19 protein-coding genes are annotated in these 17,593 nt (G+C 57.2%); 13 read left to right on the top strand and 6 right to left on the bottom strand.

Annotated features, from left to right (window positions below; translation table 11 throughout):
- Positions 1 to 37: 37 nt before the first annotated feature.
- A complete protein-coding gene (locus tag ACR0ID_RS00165) occupies positions 38 to 703 on the bottom strand; it encodes an SOS response-associated peptidase (RefSeq protein ID WP_480517665.1) in 666 nt (221 codons plus the stop codon).
- Between the two features lie 55 nt (positions 704 to 758).
- On the opposite strand from ACR0ID_RS00165, the gene ACR0ID_RS00160 reads away from it, so the two are divergent.
- A complete protein-coding gene (locus ACR0ID_RS00160) occupies positions 759 to 2,411 on the top strand; it encodes a tetratricopeptide repeat-containing sulfotransferase family protein (RefSeq protein WP_480603082.1) in 1,653 nt (550 codons plus the stop codon).
- Positions 2,412 to 2,470: 59 nt separating this feature from the next.
- On the opposite strand, the gene ACR0ID_RS00155 is transcribed toward ACR0ID_RS00160, so the two are convergent.
- On the bottom strand, positions 2,471 to 4,048 hold the full coding sequence (locus tag ACR0ID_RS00155) for a bifunctional metallophosphatase/5'-nucleotidase (RefSeq protein ID WP_480517669.1): 1,578 nt from the start codon (positions 4,046 to 4,048) through the stop codon (positions 2,471 to 2,473).
- A 107-nt stretch (positions 4,049 to 4,155) separates the two neighbouring features.
- Here ACR0ID_RS00155 and ACR0ID_RS00150 point away from each other — a divergent pair, with 107 nt between their 5' ends.
- Genes ACR0ID_RS00150 through arsC form a run of 4 tightly spaced genes read left to right on the top strand, consistent with a single transcriptional unit; the run spans position 4,156 to position 6,315 of the window.
- Positions 4,156 to 4,494: a DUF952 domain-containing protein gene (locus ACR0ID_RS00150; RefSeq protein WP_480473530.1), complete on the top strand. Its 339-nt coding sequence runs from the start codon at positions 4,156 to 4,158 to the stop codon at positions 4,492 to 4,494.
- On the top strand, positions 4,491 to 4,922 hold the full coding sequence (locus tag ACR0ID_RS00145; protein ID WP_480603080.1) for a DUF1330 domain-containing protein: 432 nt from the start codon (positions 4,491 to 4,493) through the stop codon (positions 4,920 to 4,922). Before ACR0ID_RS00150 ends, ACR0ID_RS00145 begins: the two co-directional genes overlap by 4 nt.
- The gene (locus ACR0ID_RS00140; RefSeq protein ID WP_480603078.1) at positions 4,919 to 5,977 is read left to right on the top strand and encodes a quinone-dependent dihydroorotate dehydrogenase; all 1,059 of its coding nucleotides are present in this window, start codon (positions 4,919 to 4,921) and stop codon (positions 5,975 to 5,977) included. The genes ACR0ID_RS00145 and ACR0ID_RS00140 overlap by 4 nt, the downstream gene beginning before the upstream one ends.
- Positions 5,974 to 6,315 (top strand): arsenate reductase (glutaredoxin), encoded by a 342-nt coding sequence (arsC, locus tag ACR0ID_RS00135; protein WP_480603076.1) that lies wholly within the window; start codon positions 5,974 to 5,976, stop codon positions 6,313 to 6,315. Before ACR0ID_RS00140 ends, arsC begins: the two co-directional genes overlap by 4 nt.
- On the opposite strand, the gene ACR0ID_RS00130 is transcribed toward arsC, so the two are convergent.
- The 3 genes from ACR0ID_RS00130 to ACR0ID_RS00120 are packed head-to-tail and all read right to left on the bottom strand — an operon-like array spanning position 6,312 to position 8,570.
- A complete protein-coding gene (locus tag ACR0ID_RS00130; protein WP_480603074.1) occupies positions 6,312 to 7,628 on the bottom strand; it encodes an MATE family efflux transporter in 1,317 nt (438 codons plus the stop codon). The genes arsC and ACR0ID_RS00130 overlap by 4 nt on opposite strands.
- A gap of 2 nt (positions 7,629 to 7,630) precedes the next feature.
- On the bottom strand, positions 7,631 to 8,149 hold the full coding sequence (locus ACR0ID_RS00125; protein WP_480473536.1) for a PaaI family thioesterase: 519 nt from the start codon (positions 8,147 to 8,149) through the stop codon (positions 7,631 to 7,633).
- Between the two features lies 1 nt (position 8,150).
- On the bottom strand, positions 8,151 to 8,570 hold the full coding sequence (locus ACR0ID_RS00120) for a PaaI family thioesterase (RefSeq protein WP_480603072.1): 420 nt from the start codon (positions 8,568 to 8,570) through the stop codon (positions 8,151 to 8,153).
- Positions 8,571 to 8,685: 115 nt separating this feature from the next.
- Here ACR0ID_RS00120 and ACR0ID_RS00115 point away from each other — a divergent pair, with 115 nt between their 5' ends.
- The 8 genes from ACR0ID_RS00115 (at position 8,686) to ACR0ID_RS00080 (ending at position 16,641) form a co-directional block, all read left to right on the top strand.
- Positions 8,686 to 9,054: a MerR family transcriptional regulator gene (locus ACR0ID_RS00115; RefSeq protein WP_480603070.1), complete on the top strand. Its 369-nt coding sequence runs from the start codon at positions 8,686 to 8,688 to the stop codon at positions 9,052 to 9,054.
- Positions 9,055 to 9,324: 270 nt separating this feature from the next.
- A complete protein-coding gene (locus ACR0ID_RS00110) occupies positions 9,325 to 9,726 on the top strand; it encodes a MerR family transcriptional regulator (protein ID WP_209503256.1) in 402 nt (133 codons plus the stop codon).
- Positions 9,727 to 9,768: 42 nt separating this feature from the next.
- Positions 9,769 to 11,550, top strand: coding sequence for an acyl-CoA dehydrogenase C-terminal domain-containing protein (locus ACR0ID_RS00105; RefSeq protein WP_480517685.1), 1,782 nt, complete (start codon positions 9,769 to 9,771; stop codon positions 11,548 to 11,550).
- Positions 11,551 to 11,605: 55 nt separating this feature from the next.
- On the top strand, positions 11,606 to 11,818 hold the full coding sequence (locus ACR0ID_RS00100; RefSeq protein WP_209503252.1) for a hypothetical protein: 213 nt from the start codon (positions 11,606 to 11,608) through the stop codon (positions 11,816 to 11,818).
- Positions 11,819 to 12,097: 279 nt separating this feature from the next.
- A complete protein-coding gene (locus ACR0ID_RS00095) occupies positions 12,098 to 12,736 on the top strand; it encodes a glutathione S-transferase family protein (RefSeq protein ID WP_480603068.1) in 639 nt (212 codons plus the stop codon).
- An 11-nt stretch (positions 12,737 to 12,747) separates the two neighbouring features.
- On the top strand, positions 12,748 to 13,959 hold the full coding sequence (locus tag ACR0ID_RS00090; RefSeq protein WP_480603066.1) for an acetyl-CoA C-acetyltransferase: 1,212 nt from the start codon (positions 12,748 to 12,750) through the stop codon (positions 13,957 to 13,959).
- A complete protein-coding gene (locus ACR0ID_RS00085; protein WP_480603064.1) occupies positions 13,959 to 14,447 on the top strand; it encodes a cupin domain-containing protein in 489 nt (162 codons plus the stop codon). The genes ACR0ID_RS00090 and ACR0ID_RS00085 overlap by 1 nt, the downstream gene beginning before the upstream one ends.
- Positions 14,440 to 16,641, top strand: coding sequence for a 3-hydroxyacyl-CoA dehydrogenase NAD-binding domain-containing protein (locus tag ACR0ID_RS00080; protein ID WP_480603062.1), 2,202 nt, complete (start codon positions 14,440 to 14,442; stop codon positions 16,639 to 16,641). Before ACR0ID_RS00085 ends, ACR0ID_RS00080 begins: the two co-directional genes overlap by 8 nt.
- A 56-nt stretch (positions 16,642 to 16,697) precedes the next feature.
- On the opposite strand, the gene ACR0ID_RS00075 is transcribed toward ACR0ID_RS00080, so the two are convergent.
- Positions 16,698 to 17,471 (bottom strand): Hint domain-containing protein, encoded by a 774-nt coding sequence (locus ACR0ID_RS00075; protein ID WP_480603060.1) that lies wholly within the window; start codon positions 17,469 to 17,471, stop codon positions 16,698 to 16,700.
- Between the last annotated feature and the right edge of the window lie 122 nt (positions 17,472 to 17,593).

Below are 17,593 nucleotides of genomic sequence, written 5' to 3'. Positions count from 1 at the left end.
GCCGAAGGTTTAGCTTGCTGCGTTTCTAAAGAAAAGGTCACGCGTCATAAGGTTCGATCAGCTCTGGCCCGCTGGCCCGGTTCGAGTTCACCACAGGACTGACCCGGTGGAAGGTCAGCACATCCTCGTGCCCCGGCTGCATCAGCCGCGCGGCCCCTTTTCCGGCTTCACCCAACCACAATGGCCAGTCTTCGGGTTCTACGATCAAGGGCATTCGCTGATGAATGACCTCAAGCCTTTTGTTGGCAGCCGTCGTCACGATTGCACAGGTGCCCTGCCGTTCACCTTCAGGACCCCAGTCCTGCCAGACCCCGGCAAAAGCAATCGGAGCTTTGTCCTGACGGTGGATATACCAGGGCAGGCGCGTTCCCTGTTTCGTTTTTGTCCATTCATAGAACCCGGTCGCTAAGATCAGACAGCGGCGTGTCCGGCAAGCATCGCGAAAGGCGGGCTTGTCCGCCAGGGTCTCGGCCCGGGCGTTGATCAGCAACGGCCCCGCTGTTTCGGTCTTGTACCAATGCGGCAGGAATCCCCACCGCAGCGCGTCCAGATGGCGCCCTGTTTCGCCACTACGCACGACATGTACCTGATTTGTCGGACAAACATTGAAATTCGGCACCGCAGGCAGAGCGTTTGCCGGGCGAGCCGAAAACAGCTGCGCCATTGCGTCGTTGGGAAGAGTTATTGCAAACCGTCCGCACATGGGTAATGAACCACCGATACATTCTTGATACAGGCACAGGATTTCACGGGGTCACATGGAAAACCAGACAACGCAATCCCTTAAGAGCAAAGCACTGGCCCTTCTGGAAGCAGGCAAGCTGCCGCAAGCTTTGAAAAAGGCCCAGTTGGGTGTCAAGAAATTCCCAAAAGACTCAGATTATCATGCCATCGCCGGCTTTGTCTTGACCGAGATGAAGCAATACAAGAAATCAATTCCGCATTTTGTTGAAGCCTCGCGGATGAAACCGGACGACCTGCAGTTTGTCGAAAACCTGGCGAATGCATTGATGCAGACCGGGCAAATTCCCAAGGCCCTGGAATATACCGAACAAAAGCTGGAGCAATTCCCCAACAACCAGGAATTGAACCGCGTGCTGGATGAAATTCACCTCAAAGGCACCAACTGGCGCATGATGATCGAACATGCGAGCAGGAAGCTGGAGAGCGATCCAGACAATGTGGACCTTCTTGCTAAACGTGCCAGAGCTTACGCCAATATCGGCTTTGACGATGAAAACTCGCGGGATGTCGCCCGCGCCTACGAGCTGGACCCCGAGAACACAAAAATTGCCCTTATAAAATCTGTAGACCTTCACCAAACCGGCGAAAAGAACGAGTCCAAAGCAATACTGAGGCGCATTCTTCAAAACGAACCCGAGCATGTGTCGGCTTTGCTGCAATTATCGGCAATGGCAACTACAGAGGAAGCTCCGGAGCTGCTGGAAGCCGTAAATAAAGCCATCTCCGAAAAGGGAGATGATAAGCTGGAACTCCAGTTCGCCAAGGCGCATTTGATTTCAAAGTTAGACGGTTTGAATGCCGCCATGCCGTATTACGCGCGGGCCAATGATATTCAGCACCAAGGCAACCCTTATGTCTCGGCCGATGAAGAGGAAAAACTGTTCCGGATCACCAGCTTGTTCCCCGTCGATTCAGATGCACCAGAGTCCGGCTTTGCCGAGGGGCCAACACCAATCTTTGTACTGGGTCAGCCCCGCTCGGGCACGACATTGATGGAAATGATGTTGAGTTCAGCCCCCGGAATATCCGGTTGCGGTGAACTGACTTTGGGGGCCGACCTGTCGCGTGAATATGAGAAAAAAGGCATGAAGTACGACGTTGCCAAAGCGTCTGAACTCGCGCGGGAATTCCTCGAATTGATGCCGCCAATTCCAGGCGACTCTGTCGCCTTTGTCGACAAGATGCCGCACAATTATCAACGTATCGGCTTCCTGCTGTCTGCCTTCCCAAAGGCAAAGATTATTAATATGCTGCGCGATCCGCGTGATGTTGGATTGTCCAAATGGATCAGGTGTTTTCCTGCCGGTGGAATGCGCTATGCCTCGAATATGCAGGCCATCGCCCATTCGGCAAATATGTATCGTCGCTACATGGCACATTGGGATGCCGTGTTCGGCAATCGTATTCTGACGGTGCCTTACGAAGAACTGGTGGCAGACCCGAAAACTTACAGCCAGCAGGTCGCCGCGTTCTGCGATTTGGAGTGGAACGAAACGATGATGCACCCTGAAAAGAACACGAAACAGGTGCGCACGGCCAGCATTGATCAGGTGCGCAGCAAGATCTCGACCAAGTCTATCGGAGGTTGGCGCGGGGTTGTCGAGCATATCAAGCCGATGCTCGACGGGATCGACCCCGAACTCTGGCCGGAATACGATTTCAGCTGATCGGTTCCCCAAAAAGCCGCATCACGAGGATGCGGCTTTTTTCTTTGTCGTAAACCCAGTTATTTCTGCTTGATACGCCCGTCGACATAGGGCTGATAGGGCGCATTTTCCGCCAGGTATTCTGCGGTTACATCCGCAAGGTCCGGGCCGAAGTCATAGGCGTTCTTGTCGTCGCCTTCGAACATCTTGTACCCGTCACCGCCGTTGCGAACAAAGTTGTTGGTGACGACAAGGTAAGTCTTGTTCGGGTCGATCGGTATAAAACCGTCACCGTCGGCAACCATCACCTCGCTGACGCGTCCTTCGTTCGGTGCAACGCTTGGGTCCCAGGTAAAGCTAAGACCAGCGACCTGCGGGAAACGACCTTTCACTTCTTCCACCTGACTAACGCCATTCTCCAGCGCGTCAATGACACCCTGTCCGCTGATTTCGAAGGTCGACAATGTGTTCTGGAAAGGTAGTACAGCCAGAACTTCGCCCATGGTTACATCGCCAGGGTCGATGGACGCCCGCAACCCACCCGAGTTGGCAATGGCGATCTGAACGCCCTGATCCGCCACGCGCGCCAGCATCGCATCGGCGACCAGGTTGCCCATCTGGCATTCCTGCACACGGCAAATAGAGCGATCCCCTTCAACAGCTTCCGCAGCGCTTGCAACGACCTTGTTACGGATTTCATCCAAAGGCACCGCCAGTTCCGCAATCCTGTCCAGCGCGGCCTGATCCTCGGTTACTGCGTTGTCCATGATCAAAGGCTCGCCAACTGCCTCGACCACTTTGCCGTCGTCATCGAAAGTGACGTTCAACTCGCCCAGAAACTTGCCATAGGCATAGGCCTGAACGATCTGTACGCCGTTTACCACCGTTGGGTACGGACCTGCCGCCTTATCCGACACATTCGAAAGATACGTATTTGAATGTCCGCCGACGATCACATCAACGCCGGTCGTTTCTTGCGCGACGCGCTGATCGACGCCATAGCCGGAGTGGCTGAGAACGATGATCTTGTTAACGCCCTCACCCGTCAGTTTATCGACTTCGGCCTGCACGGCTGGCACCGGGTCCGAGAACGTGACGTTGGGGCCGGGCGAGGCAAGCTCATCCGTGTCGATTGGGGTCAGACCGATCAGGCCGATCTTTTCGCCGCCCACCTCGATAACAGTCGATTTCTTGATCCTGTCCGTCAAAAGCTCTTCGTCGCGAATATCAGCGTTGGACATCAGGACCGGGAAGTCGACCGAGTCGATGAACCCCCGCAACACTTCGGGGCCGTCATCAAACTCGTGGTTGCCAACGGTCATGGCGTTATAGCCCAGCTTGTTCATGAACTCGGCCGCGACCTTGCCCTTGTAGTAGGTATAGAAAAGGGACCCCTGGAACTGGTCACCTCCATCCACCAGAATCGAGTTTTCTGCGCGCTCGCGCGCATCGGCAACTGCCGTAACAAGGCGCGCCGAGCCGCCAAAGCACTTACCTTCCGCATTGTCTTCCGCACCGCATCCGCTGTCGTATTTGTTGATCGGCTCAAAGCGCGAATGGAAATCGTTGGTGTGCAGAATTGTCAGCTTGTAGTCGGCTGCCGCGACGCCCGCAGTCAGGCCCACCACCGCAACCGAAGTTAAAAATCGGGTCAACATCTTGGAACTCCCTATTATTATTGCCGGGGATCGTGCGCTTATGTCGACTGAGAGTCAAAGGAGAAATCCAGCTTGATTCCAAGCGCCGTGCGGGGCATCAGGTCATCATGCTGATCTACAAGATTTTCCGAACCGACGAATGGGCTGAACTGCAAAGTCTGGGCGCCACAGACGGAGCACCCATTGACGTGTCAGACGGGTTTGTTCACTTTTCCACCGCTGAACAAGCGGCTGAAACCGCCGCCAAGCATTTTGCCGGCGTTGAAGGGCTTACACTGTTGGCATGTGATGCCGACGCCATGGGCGATGACCTGAAATGGGAAGTGTCGCGAGGAAACGCCCTGTTTCCGCATCTGTATCGTCAGATCAGGTTAAGCGATGTTGTCTGGGCGCGTCCGCTGCCTTTTGTCGGTACGGCACATCGGTTTCCCGAGGACATGGCATGACATCCTATGTCGATCCGGATCGCGCCCAGTTCGAGGCGTTCAAGGCCCTGGACCGCGACCGGCCGATCGAGATGCTCAATCTAGTGAAGTTCCGCGCCGAGGCGCAGTATCCCAGTTCGCATGAATTGGCCGGCGCAGGGCTGACCGGGGCGCAGGCCTATCAGAAATACGGGACTGAAACCGCCGCAATCATTGGCCGTATCGGGGCAAGCATCCTGTGGCGGGGTGTATTTGAAACGACTCTGATCGGACCGGCTGATGAGGTATGGGATGCCGTCTTTATCGCACGCTATCCGACTGCATATGCGTTTCTGGAAATGGTGACTGACCCGGTGTACCGGGCAGCGGTGGTCCATCGGCAGGCTGCGGTAGAAACCTCGCGCCTGATCCGGTGCGGATCAAGCAAAAGCGGGAAAGCGTTTGGATGAAACTGACCGAGAAGTTCGGGCTTGCGGCCCTGCATTGCATGGACCCCGAGACCGCCCACGGAATGTCGATCAGGGCTTTGAAGGCGGGGCTTGCGCCTGCGCCGGGGCCGGTGGCAACGCCGCGCCTGAAAACCAGCCTTGCAGGTTTGGACCTGCCTAACCCGGTAGGATTGGCCGCGGGCTTCGACAAGAACGGTGAGGTTCTGACGCCGCTGTCACGCGCAGGATTCGGCTTCATCGAAGTCGGCGCCGTCACACCGCGCCCCCAACCGGGAAACCCCAAACCCCGCCTGTTTCGCCTGACCGAGGACAAAGCGGCGATCAACCGTTTTGGCTTCAACAACGAAGGCATGGAGGTGATGGCAAAACGGCTTGCTGATCGCCCCAAGAATGGGGTGATCGGCCTGAATCTGGGCGCCAACAAGGACAGCGAGGATCGCGCAGGTGATTTCGTCAAGGTGCTGGCGCATTGTGCCGCGCATCTGGATTTTGCCACGGTCAACGTGTCATCCCCGAATACGGAAAAGCTGCGGGATTTGCAGGGCAAAGCAGCGCTGAGCGCACTTTTGAACAGTGTGATTGAAACCCGGGATGCGCTGCCTCGCCCGCTGCCCATCTTCCTGAAAATCGCGCCGGACCTGACCGATGCCGAGTTGCAGAACATTGCCGAGGTTGCGCGCGAGACCCGTGTGGATGCCGTGATCGCCACCAACACCACCCTGTCACGCGACGGGCTGCGCAGTTCGCACAAAGGTGAAACCGGCGGGCTGTCCGGCGCACCGCTGTTCGAGAAATCAACACGTGTTCTGGCGCGGCTCAGCCAGTTGACCGGGGGTGACATTCCCCTGATCGGCGTCGGTGGCATCAGCAATGCGGAACAGGCCTATGCCAAGATCTGCGCCGGGGCATCTGCTGTGCAGTTCTATACGGCGATGGTGTATGGCGGCATTTCTCTGGCGGCGGACATTGCGAACGGGCTGGATGAACTACTGGCCCGCGACGGCTTTGAGAATGTAGCCCAAGCCGTCGGCAGCAAACGAGAGGACTGGCTATGATCGAATATTGGCACAACCCGCGCTGTTCAAAATCCCGCGCGGGTCTTGCATTACTGGAAAAGAATGGCGCACGGGTCACGGTGCGCAAATATCTTGAGGATGCACCATCAATCGATGAGCTGCGAGCGGCACAATCCGCCTTGGGGCTTTCGCCCGTTGAGATGATTCGTACCGGAGAATCTCGGTTCAAGGAACTGGGGCTGACAAAGGCTTCGCCAGACGACGCCCTGATCCGGGCCATGGCTGAAAACCCGATCCTGATTGAGCGTCCGCTTGCAATTGCGGGGGATAAGGCCGCCATAGGGCGTCCGCCGGAAAACCTTCTTGCGCTGCTCTAGGCCACCTGCGCCTCGAGCTTGGGATAGCGCCATCCCAAAGTCACGCCACGTGCTATATTAAGCACCATCAACGCGGCCCACAGGCCGTGGTTTCCGAAACTTGGCACCAGAATGAACAGCGCAACCAGATAGATAGCGACCGATTGGAACATCGCGCTACGCATGGCGCGGGTCCATGTAGCACCTATGTAGATGCCGTCAAACATCCAGCTTGCCACGCCTATAACGGGTGCCAACGCGGCCCAGATAAGAAACTCGCGCCCGGCCTCGCGCACCTGCGGCGATGTTGACATGAGGTCGATCAACGCCGGTCCGGCGACAAAGAAAACCACACCCAGTAACAGGGCACCGCCAACACCCCATTGCGAAGTCATGACGGACGCGCGGCGCATCTGATACCTGTCTCTGGCACCCACCGCGCTTCCGACTAGCGCCTCGGCGGAAAAGGCAAACCCGTCCAGCGCAAAAGCTGTGATTTCTAGAAACTGAAGCAAGACCTGATTGGCCGCCAGATTGACATCACCCAGATCGGAACCGACGAAAAGAAAGGTCGTGAAGGATCCGGTTAGCAAAACCGACCGGATCATGATATCGCCGTTGACCTGCAACATCCGGTGCAGCCGAACGGCATCAAATATGCGGGCCCAGTCACGCCAGGTTCCGTCTTCGAACCCATCCCGACACAGCCAAAGGCCCAGCGCCAGACCTGTCCATTCCGCAATCAAAGTGGCTATGGCAACCCCTTCGACACCCCAGCCGAGACCAAGCACGAACCATAGATCCAGAACGATGTTCAATCCGTTCATCCAGACCTGAAGAACAAAAACCCCGCGCGTGCGTTCAACCGCAATCAACCATCCGGTAACCGCATAAAGCGCGATAGTGGCAGGCGCGCCCCAAATTCGAATCTCAAGATAGGCGTGGGCCAGCGTTTCGACCTCGGGACTTGCCGGAGATAAAGCGAACGCACCCGCGAACACAGCCACTTGGGTGAGGATAAAGAACAACCCGGCCGCGCCGCCAAGCATCAGACCACGCATCAGCAAAGCGCGGGTTTCAACAGCGTCGCCTGCCCCGCGTGCCTGCGCCGCCATCCCGGTGGTTCCCATCCGCAAGAAGCCGAAGATCCAGTAGATCGTTGACAGGATAACTGCGCCGATCCCGACCGCCCCGATAGGCGCAGCCTGCCCTAACTGACCGACAACGCCGGTATCCACTGCCCCCAGAATCGGGACCGTGGCGTTCGACAGGACAATCGGCACCGCGATCTTCAGCACCCGTCCATGCGTGATGGGCGCCGAGGCGTCCTGCATGGTCAGCTCTTGTCTCTGGCAGGTTGCGGCATCAAGAAATGCCCGGAGGCCTGCGCAAACAGTTTCGCATGATTGTCCTGCCAGGCTTCAACCCGTACCGAGGCGTAACGCCGCCCGGACCGGCTGATAAACGCCCTCGCATAGGCGTCTCGCGGCAAGCCGGAACGCAGATAGTCGACGGTAAAGTCGATCGTCTTCGGAAACCGGATGCTTTCGTCTGACACGATGGCATCTGCATCGATCTCACCGTTTTCTATACTTGGGAATATGTGTTCCCAGCTCAGCGTGATAACGGCTGTCACCTCCAAAAAGGCAGCGGTTACGCCGCCATGAATTGCAGGCAGAAACGGATTGCCGATCAGCTTGTCATCGAAATTCAAAACGCCGGTCAGCTCATCCCCGCGCCTGTCGAAACTGATGTTCAGAAAACGTATATACGGTACGCCGTCAACAAGCGCGCGTAGGGCTGCATCGCGGCGCTGCTTGACCACCTGCATCGGCTCGGGACGAGGTCTTGGCATATTACTTCCCTTCAACCGTAAAAGAGCCCGAGGCAGTCGCCACAGGCAGATCCGTGTCGTTGTCCATTGCGGTGGCCCGCACGAAGGCAACGTTTCGCGTGATATGGTGACAGACGGCATGCGCAGTAATCGTCTGACCTGGCGTCGCCGCGCGCATATAGTCTATCCGCAGATCGATTGTTGCGGTTCCTCCGGGGGCCGACGGGTGGCTCATCACCGCAGCACCACAACAGGTGTCCAGGATCGTGGATATCGCCCCCCCATGAATCACCCCTGTGCGCGGATCCCCGATCAGGTCTTCGTTGTAGGGCAAGGTTATCTCTGCCTCACCTTCGCCGATCTGCGTGAGCGTAAGGTTCAATGCCCGCGCATGGGGGATCGCCTCGATAAACTGGCGGGCTAAAACTGTCTTACCGACCATGGGTATGCGTCCTGTTCTCTGCACCGCCTTTATGAGCCGGTGTTCCGGTAAAGAGCAAGCCTACCTGTTGCGCTTGGGATCGGGACCGCCTAGGTTGCTGACGAGGAGACCGGGAATGTCCAACAACCGTTTGTCATTCAAAGAAATGTGCGCCGAGTTTGAAGTGACACCGCGCACCTTGCGCTACTACGAATATATCGAGCTTTTGCAACCGGACCGCGAAGGGCGTTCGCGCTTTTATGGGGCCCGGGAATGCGCGCGGATGAAACTGATCATGCGCGGCCGAAAGTTTGGTTTTCCTCTAGAAGAGATTCGCCAATGGCTACTGATCTATGAAGATCAGGGAAACGAGGCCCAGATGGCCACCTTTGTCGAAATGGCGGACCGCCAGATGAGTGAGCTTCAGCAGCAGCGACAGCAGCTGGATGAGGCAATGGACGAACTCAAAAGCCTGCGCGACCAAACGGCCAAGTCGCTGGAATAACCTTTTCCGATATTTCATAACAAAGCATTGCAGGTGGCAGAACCTGTCAAAACCGGTGCGCATTCCCTTCAAGGCACCCGTTTATTCATGCCGGAAATTAGTTGACGTAACGGTAACAAAATTACACCGGAAGCTGCTTACGTGCACGGATGTTACGTCAACTTAAAAGTGACGCAGCGTCTGGATTACGTAAACGTCACTCACATGTTGTAAAGCGCCCACCAACTGCGCAACTCATGTCTCATGACGCCAGTGACGAGAGTATGACGAATGACCGAAGATGTGATGACCATTCGCGAGATGTGCGAGACCTATGATGTCACACCACGCACCTTGCGGTTCTACGAGGCAAAGGAACTACTGTTCCCGATCCGCGAAGGCCAAAAACGTCTGTTCACCAAACGTGACCGGGCGCGGCTGAAGCTGATCCTGCGCGGCAAAAGATTCGGGTTCAGCCTCGAGGAAATTCGACAGCTGCTGGATCTCTACCATGTGGGCGATCAACAGGTCACCCAGATGAATCGCACTTATGAAATCGCGTGCGAACGTCTGGCTGACATGGAATCGCGCCGCGAAGAGCTGACGCAGGCCATCGACGATCTGAAAGAGCAGTTGCGCTGGGGCGAGAAAGTCATCGCCTCAATGAAACAGGAAAAGAAGGCGGCCGAGTAACCTCGCCCTGCTTTCCGGACATATGAATTAAGGGAGCTTCACATGCCCGTTTACAACGCGCCAACCAAAGACATGCAGTTCATTCTGCACGATGTTCTGAAAGTCTCGCAGTCGGACATCCCCGGCTATGATGAACTGGAGGCCGAATTCACCGGCGCAGTTCTGGAAGAAGCAGGCAAGGTTGCCGCCAACGTCCTGCATCCTTTGAACGTTGTTGGTGACACCGAAGGGTGCCGGTTGGAAAACGGCATTGTGTACACACCTACCGGGTTCAAAGACGCGTTCGAGCAGATGAAGGAAGGTGGCTGGACTGGCCTCGACATGCCGGAAGAATATGGTGGCCAGAACATGCCCTACGTGATCGGTACGGCCGTGGGTGAGATGTTCTCGGGCTCCAACCAGGCTTTCACCATGTATCAGGGCCTGACCCATGGCGCGGCCTCGGCCATTCTGGCGCACGGGACAGACGAGCAGAAGAACAAATACCTGCCCAACATGGTCAGCTGTGAATGGACCGGCACCATGAACCTGACCGAACCGCATTGTGGCACCGATCTGGGCCTGATGCGTACCAAGGCAGAACCGCAGGGTGATGGCAGCTATAAGATTTCCGGCCAGAAGATCTTTATCTCGGCCGGCGACCACGACATGGCAAACAACATCATCCACCTGGTGCTGGCCAAGATCCCAGGTGGCCCCGAGGGCATCAAAGGCGTGTCGCTGTTTATTGTGCCCAAATTCATTGTGAACGAAGACGGCAGCCTGGGCGAACGCAACGGCGTATCGGTCGGAAAGATCGAAGAGAAAATGGGCATCCACGGCAACTCGACCTGCGTCATGAACTATGACGAAGCCACCGGCTGGCTGCTGGGCGAAGAGCACAAGGGCATGCGCGCCATGTTCACCATGATGAACGAAGCGCGTCTGGGTGTGGGCATGCAGGGCCTGTCGCAAGCCGAAGCGGCCTATCAGAACGCTCTGGAATACGCCAAAGACCGTTTGCAGGGTCGCGATGTGACCGGTGTCAAAAATCCGGATGGTCCGGCCGATCCTCTGATCGTGCATCCTGACATCCGTCGCAACCTGATGGATCAGAAAAGCTTTACCGAAGGCGCACGCGCGTTCATCCTTTGGGGCGCGACAATGATCGACAAGGCGCACCGCGCGGGAGACAAGGATGCAGACGGGCTGATCTCGTTGCTGACTCCGGTCATCAAAGGCTTCCTGACCGACGAAGGTTACGACATGACCGTTCAGGCGCAGCAGGTCTATGGTGGCCATGGCTACATCGAAGAATGGGGTATGTCACAATACACCCGCGACGCCCGCATCGCGATGATCTACGAAGGCGCAAATGGCGTTCAGGCGCTTGACCTTGTGGGTCGCAAACTGGCGCAGGATGGCGGCAAACACGTCATGGCCTTCTTCGAGATGGTCAAAAGCTTCTGCAAAGAAAACGGCGGCAAGGACGAAGCTTACGATAAAGCCTTCATCGAACCGCTGAAGGCCGCGTCCAAGGATCTTCAGGCCGCAGGCATGTATTTCATGCAGGAAGGCATGAAGAACCCGAATAACGCACTGTCCGGGTCCTATGACTTCATGCACATGTTCGGCCATGTTTGCCTGGGTCTGATGTGGGCGCAGATGGCCAAGGCCGCGCAGAACGCTCTGGACAGTAATGCGTCGGACAAAGAGTTCTACGAGACCAAGATCAACACCGGTCGCTTCTACATGGCGCGCCGCCTGCCAGCGACAGCGATGCATCTTGCGCGCATTCAGACCGGTGCGGACACGGTAATGGCACTAGACGCGGCGAACTTCTGAACTCAGTCTGGGTCCGGGCAACACCGCCCGGACCCAGCTTACCGGAGGAGACCAAATGCCAAAACGTTTTCGCCTGACCCGCCGCTTTCCGGTTGCGATGACTGAAGATGGGTATCGCAAACTCAAAGCGTTCGCGCGGGATGCTGGTCTGGACGAAGGCGAGGCGCTGTCTTTCTTGTTCGAGAATTTCAACAGCGTGATTGATGAGGAGAACCTGACCCACCGCCTACGCATCTTCAATTCCGAACTTGAGGCACGGAAGAGGTGAACTGCTGCGGAGAAAACTCAACGGCGCCTTTAATTTGAATGCCGGACGCCTCCGGCGGGAGTATTTGTGAAAAGATGAAGCGGCGATGCGTCCCTGCCACCGGGCGCACTCGCCATCAGGACAGGAACGACTTCACCTTTTGCGGTCATCGGCTCTCCAGCCTGTACTGCACGACCACTGAATACGAAGATGGTTGATGAAAGGTTACCTACTGCCCTTCATCTTTTCAAAAATACTCAAATCCGGCCTAGCCAAATGCGCCTTGGGAGGGGCGAGCACATGACCATCAAACTTCATTGCTTCGGAGAAAGTGGAAACAGCTACAAAGCTGCTTTGGCTCTGGAAATGTCCGGATTGGAGTGGGAACCGGTCTTTGTCGATTTCTTCAAAGGTGTAACCCGCACGCCGGAATATCGTGCTGATGTAAACGAGTTGGGTGAGGCACCTGTTCTTGTCGATGGAGATTTTCGCACCAGCCAATCCGGCGCGATTCAGGCCTATGTCACAGAGAAATCCGGCAAGTTCGGTGGCAAGGACCGGGAAGAAAACTACGATATTCTGCGTTGGGTTTTGTGGGACAATCACAAACTCAGCTCAATGGCTGGTTTGACGCGGTTCCTGATCAATTTCCTACCCGAGCAGCACCGCAACCCTGACGTCATTGCATTCAATAAAGGACGTTTGAAAGCAGCTTATGAGATCCTGAACGCGCATCTGGAAGGCCGCGACTGGATCGTCGGCGACGGCGTGACCAACGCCGACCTTAGCTGCTGCGGCTATCTGTATTACCCTGAACCATTCGGTTTTGACCGTGCCGACTGGCCCCATATCGACGCCTGGCTGACCCGCTTGTCCGAACAGCCCGGCTGGAAACACCCCTATGACCTGATGCCCGGCAACCCGTCGGATCGAGCTTGAGGAGAAGACCCATGACCGAAGCCTATATCTATGACGCCCTGCGCACGCCGCGCGGCAAGGGCCGCAAGGATGGCAGCCTGCACGAGGTAACCTCGGTGCGCCTGTCCGCCCTGACCCTGAACGCGGTGAAAGAGCGCAACAACCTAGAAGGTCACGCTGTCGAAGACGTGATCTGGGGAAACGTCACGCAAGTGATGGAGCAAGGCGGCTGTCTGGCGCGCTCGGCCGTTCTGGCGTCCGACCTCGACCAGTCGATCCCAGGTCTGGCGATCAACCGTTTCTGCGCCTCGGGCATGGAAGCCGTGAACCTGGCCGCAAACCAGGTGAAAGGCGGCGCGGGCGATGCCTACATTGCAGGCGGTGTCGAGATGATGGGTCGCGTGGCCATGGGCAGCGACGGTGCAGCAATCGCCGTTGACCCCTCGCTGGCGATGGAGACCTATTTCGTGCCTCAGGGCATCTCGGCCGACATCATTGCCACCGAGTATGGCTTTACCCGTGATGACGCGGATGCGCTGGCGGTTGAATCGCAAAGACGTGCTGCGGAAGCCTGGGCCGACAACCGGTTTGAGAAATCCGTGATCACCGTCAAGGATCAAAACGGTCTGACCATTCTGGACCGCGATGAATACATGCGTCCGGGCACCGATATGCAGAGCCTCGGCGCTTTGAACCCGTCATTCGCAATGATGGGCGAACAGATGCCTGGCTTCGACAAGGTTGCGATGCTGAAATACCCCCATCTTGAACGCATAAACCACATCCACCATGCAGGCAACAGCTCGGGCATCGTGGACGGAGCCGCTGCTGTTCTGATCGGCAACAAGGAATTTGGCGAGAAATACGGCCTCAAGCCGCGTGCTCGCATCAAGGCCACCGCCAAGATTGGCACCGATCCAACCATTATGCTGACCGGCCCGGTACCGGTGACCGAGAAGATTTTGGCCGACAATGGCATGAAGATCAGCGATCTGGACCTGTTTGAAGTGAACGAAGCCTTCGCCTCGGTCGTGCTGCGTTTCCAGCAGGCATTTGATGTCGATCCTGCACTGGTCAACGTCAACGGTGGCTCGATCGCGATGGGTCACCCGCTGGGTGCCACGGGTGCGATGATCATCGGTACGCTGCTGGATGAGCTTGAGCGTCAGGACAAGGAAACCGGTCTGGCCACGCTTTGCATTGCATCCGGCATGGGTGCGGCAACCATTATCGAGCGCGTCTGATGCCCAAGCTGGATCTTTCTCAGATCCCGTTTCAGGGCGGCTCGGCCTATCCCGGCAAGCTGGCCGAAGCGACCGCAGGTCGCTTCGCGCAGCGGGTGGGCGATGCGGGCGGGCTGACCCAATACGGGGTCAACATCGTGCGGCTGGAACCGCAGGGCCTGTCCTCGCTGCGCCATTACCACATGAAGCAGGACGAGTTTGCCATCATCCTCACCGGCTCGTGCACGCTGGTCGATGATGATGGCGAAAACGAGATGCAGCCCGGCGATTGCGCTGCCTGGCCCGCAGGTGAGGCCAACGGCCATCATCTTGTGAACAAGACCGATGCGCCCATGACCTTTCTGGTGGTGGGCACACGGACCCCGACCGAGACCGGCTATTACAGCGACATGGACATGATGGTGAAGGTTGATGAGAACGGATTCTCCTTCACACGCAAAGATGGCAGCCCGCTGACGGCTGACCAGATTGGAGATGACAATGACTGATTTCACTCTGAGCAAAGACGCAGACGGCGTCGCCACGATCACCTGGGACGTGCCCGGGAAGACCATGAACGTGATGTCCTTTGATGGGCTAGCAGAATTGAGCGATTGCATCGATCAGGCGCTGGCCGACGATGAGGTGAAAGGCATCATCGTAACTTCGGGCAAGGAAGGGTCATTTGCGGGCGGCATGGATCTGAACCTGCTGGCGGTGATGAAAGAACAGGCGGGCGACAATCCGGCCAAGGGTCTGTTCGAGGGAACGATGAAAATGCACGCCCTGTTGCGCAAGATCGAACTGGCTGGCATGGACCCCAAGAACAAGAAAGGTGGCAAGCCGATTGCTACAGTTCTGCCGGGGACCGCTGCGGGCATCGGTATGGAACTGCCGCTGTCCACCCATCGTATCTTCGCGGCTGAAAACCCAAAGGCGAAGTACGGCCTGCCCGAGATCATGGTCGGCATCTTCCCCGGTGCGGGCGGCACCACCCGCATGGTCCGCAAAGTTGGCGCCATTGCGGCGGCACCGCTGTTGCTGGAAGGCAAGATGCTGGACGTCAAGAAAGCCAAGGGCGCAGGCTATGTCGACGAAATTGCAGCCGATCCAATGACAGCGGCTAAGGAATGGGTGCTGAACGCCAAGGACGCCGATCTGGTCAAGCCATGGGACGCGAAGGGTTATAAGATGCCCGGTGGCGCCCCCTATCATCCTGCGGGCTTCATGAACTTCGTTGGCGCGTCGGCGATGGTGAACGGCAAGACCCAAGGGGCTTTCCCGGCAGCCAAGGCTCTGCTGAGCGCGGTTTACGAAGGCGCTCTGGTGGATTTCGACACCGCGCTGAAAATCGAAGCGCGCTGGTTCACGTCCGTGCTGATGAACCCTTCGTCAGGTGCGATGATCCGGTCGCTGTTCCTGAACAAGGAAGCGCTGGAAAAAGGCGCCGTGCGCCCCGCCGGTGTCCCGGATCAGTCGGTCAAGAAGATCGGTGTTCTGGGCGCGGGCATGATGGGGGCTGGTATCGCCCTGGTTTCGGCGCAGGCCGGTATGGAAGTGGTTCTGATCGACCGCGACCAGGAGGCTGCAGACAAAGGCAAAGCCTATACCGATACCTATCTCGACAAAGGCATGAAGCGCGGCAAGGTCACGGCTGAGAAAAAAGAGGCCATGCTGGGTCGCATCACCGCGACGCCGGATCTGGACAACCTGAAAGGGTGTGACCTGATTATCGAAGCCGTCTTTGAAGACATGGGCGTCAAGGCTGAGATGACCAAGAAGGTCGAGGCGATTATCCCCGAGGACTGCATCTTTGCATCGAACACCTCGACCCTGCCGATCAGCGATCTGGCCAAAGCCTCGGTGCGGGCAGACCAGTTCATCGGCATCCACTTCTTCTCACCGGTCGAGAAGATGTTCCTGGTCGAGATTATCAAGGGCAAGGAAACCGGGGATCGTGCGGTGGCCAAGGCGCTGGACTATGTGCGCCAGATCCGCAAGACCCCGATCGTGGTCAACGATGCGCGTTTCTTCTACGCAAACCGCTGCATCATTCCATATATCAACGAAGGCGCGCGCATGGTCACTGAAGGCGTCAGCCCCATTTTGATCGACAACGCCGCGCGGCAGTTGGGTTTCCCGGTCGGTCCGATCCAGTTGACCGACGAAACCTCGATTGATCTGGGTGCCAAGATCGCCCGCGCGACAAAGGCGGCGATGGGCGATGCCTATCCGGAAAGCCCCTCGGACGATTTGATCTTCTGGATGGAGGAACAGGGCCGTCTGGGTCGCAAGGTGAACGCGGGTTTCTTCGACTATGACGAAAAGGGCAAGCGCGTCGAATACTGGAAGGGCCTGCAAGAGAAGTATCCGCTTGCCGATGACCAGCCTGACCTGATCGAAGTGCAGGAACGTCTGATGTTTGCTCAGGTTCTGGAAGCGGTCCGCGCACTGGAAGAAGGTGTTCTGGAAGACATCCGCGAGGGCGATGTCGGTGCAATTCTGGGCTGGGGGTTTGCCCCGTGGTCGGGTGGTCCGTTCAGCTGGCTGGACATCATCGGCACGCCCTATGCGGCCGAGCGTTGTGATCAATTGGCCGAGACATACGGCGAACGCTTTGCCTGCCCGCCGCTGCTGCGCGAGATGGCAGAAAAAGGTCAGAGCTTCTACGGTCGCTTCAACCCCGAAGCAAAAGCCGCTTAATCCAATGACGCGGGCGCATGTCATCATGCGCCCGCATCGTTCTTGTCAGTGTTTGGTTAGATCTGCCATTCGGGCCGCAGGAACAGAACCGGCGCGCTTGGGCGTCCCGGTCGACCCGGTCGCCTGACCCCAAATGGCGGGCGGATCGGAAAAATCGGTTCCTGGGGAATGGGTGCAGGCAGCGCACCCAATGGGTTAGCAAGAGCCGACATATCGCCTCTGCTTATAAGCGAATGGATCAGGTCGGAGGCAACCTCTTCGGTCGCGACTTCATACCGTGTTCCCGTAGTTGCGCCGCGCATGTTGAAGCGACCGGACGGGCAATAGGCCTGCAATCCGCCTTCGACAAAGATCACCTGATCATCATCAAAGAACAAGGAAAACACTTCAAAAGACGACCCCGGTGCCTGTGACGTCAGGCGACCGGCTCCGTTCAGCAAACGCGCGGGCAACACCGAAGGTCCATCGGCCTTGGCGTTGATCCGGGACAGGTTCAGCGCCATGCCCTGTTCGGGCATCAACCAGACAGCTCGCCCGTTATATGCAGCGTGGGCGGGCACGAGGACCGGCAGGAACTCGACCCGGCGTTCATCGGCCGGAATGACCACAACGCTTATTGAGATGCGCCGAACCTCTTTGAACCCATGATCGAGGGTTCGAACCAGATCACCTACCGCGATCCGTTCGACCGGCTTCCACCCTGCAGTCGTGGCGATCTTGGTGCCGTGCAAAATCCCGCCACGGCGCGCATTTACCGCCTGTTTTTTGTTGGTTCGATCAACTTCTGGCAGTTGATCCAGATAAACAGAAATACTTGTTACTTCGGACACGTGCCTTACCCCCTTTTGGCACAAAACGGTTATGCCAATGAGCTAACACCAAAAATTCTGCCCGTCACATTTCAGACATATTTGCGCCCATTTTTGACCAATTCCGCGTAATTACCGAGGGT

This window comes from Ruegeria sp. AL2 (genome assembly GCF_056540845.1).
This window is presented reverse-complemented; position numbering and strand designations above follow the sequence as displayed.

What these genes read in the sequence shown, in the direction of transcription:
- ACR0ID_RS00085 (WP_480603064.1), top strand. Translation starts at nt 13,959, where the DNA reads ATGCCCAAGCTGGATCTTTCTCAGATCCCGTTTCAGGGCGGCTCGGCC.
- ACR0ID_RS00140 (WP_480603078.1), top strand. Translation starts at nt 4,919, where the DNA reads ATGAAACTGACCGAGAAGTTCGGGCTTGCGGCCCTGCATTGCATGGAC.
- ACR0ID_RS00145 (WP_480603080.1), top strand. Translation starts at nt 4,491, where the DNA reads ATGACATCCTATGTCGATCCGGATCGCGCCCAGTTCGAGGCGTTCAAG.
- ACR0ID_RS00105 (WP_480517685.1), top strand. Translation starts at nt 9,769, where the DNA reads ATGCCCGTTTACAACGCGCCAACCAAAGACATGCAGTTCATTCTGCAC.
- ACR0ID_RS00125 (WP_480473536.1), bottom strand. Translation starts at nt 8,149, where the DNA reads ATGCCAAGACCTCGTCCCGAGCCGATGCAGGTGGTCAAGCAGCGCCGC.
- ACR0ID_RS00130 (WP_480603074.1), bottom strand. Translation starts at nt 7,628, where the DNA reads ATGCAGGACGCCTCGGCGCCCATCACGCATGGACGGGTGCTGAAGATC.
- ACR0ID_RS00095 (WP_480603068.1), top strand. Translation starts at nt 12,098, where the DNA reads ATGACCATCAAACTTCATTGCTTCGGAGAAAGTGGAAACAGCTACAAA.
- ACR0ID_RS00090 (WP_480603066.1), top strand. Translation starts at nt 12,748, where the DNA reads ATGACCGAAGCCTATATCTATGACGCCCTGCGCACGCCGCGCGGCAAG.
- ACR0ID_RS00100 (WP_209503252.1), top strand. Translation starts at nt 11,606, where the DNA reads ATGCCAAAACGTTTTCGCCTGACCCGCCGCTTTCCGGTTGCGATGACT.
- ACR0ID_RS00160 (WP_480603082.1), top strand. Translation starts at nt 759, where the DNA reads ATGGAAAACCAGACAACGCAATCCCTTAAGAGCAAAGCACTGGCCCTT.
- ACR0ID_RS00080 (WP_480603062.1), top strand. Translation starts at nt 14,440, where the DNA reads ATGACTGATTTCACTCTGAGCAAAGACGCAGACGGCGTCGCCACGATC.
- ACR0ID_RS00165 (WP_480517665.1), bottom strand. Translation starts at nt 703, where the DNA reads ATGTGCGGACGGTTTGCAATAACTCTTCCCAACGACGCAATGGCGCAG.
- ACR0ID_RS00155 (WP_480517669.1), bottom strand. Translation starts at nt 4,048, where the DNA reads ATGTTGACCCGATTTTTAACTTCGGTTGCGGTGGTGGGCCTGACTGCG.
- ACR0ID_RS00115 (WP_480603070.1), top strand. Translation starts at nt 8,686, where the DNA reads ATGTCCAACAACCGTTTGTCATTCAAAGAAATGTGCGCCGAGTTTGAA.
- ACR0ID_RS00110 (WP_209503256.1), top strand. Translation starts at nt 9,325, where the DNA reads ATGACCGAAGATGTGATGACCATTCGCGAGATGTGCGAGACCTATGAT.
- ACR0ID_RS00150 (WP_480473530.1), top strand. Translation starts at nt 4,156, where the DNA reads ATGCTGATCTACAAGATTTTCCGAACCGACGAATGGGCTGAACTGCAA.
- arsC (WP_480603076.1), top strand. Translation starts at nt 5,974, where the DNA reads ATGATCGAATATTGGCACAACCCGCGCTGTTCAAAATCCCGCGCGGGT.
- ACR0ID_RS00120 (WP_480603072.1), bottom strand. Translation starts at nt 8,570, where the DNA reads ATGGTCGGTAAGACAGTTTTAGCCCGCCAGTTTATCGAGGCGATCCCC.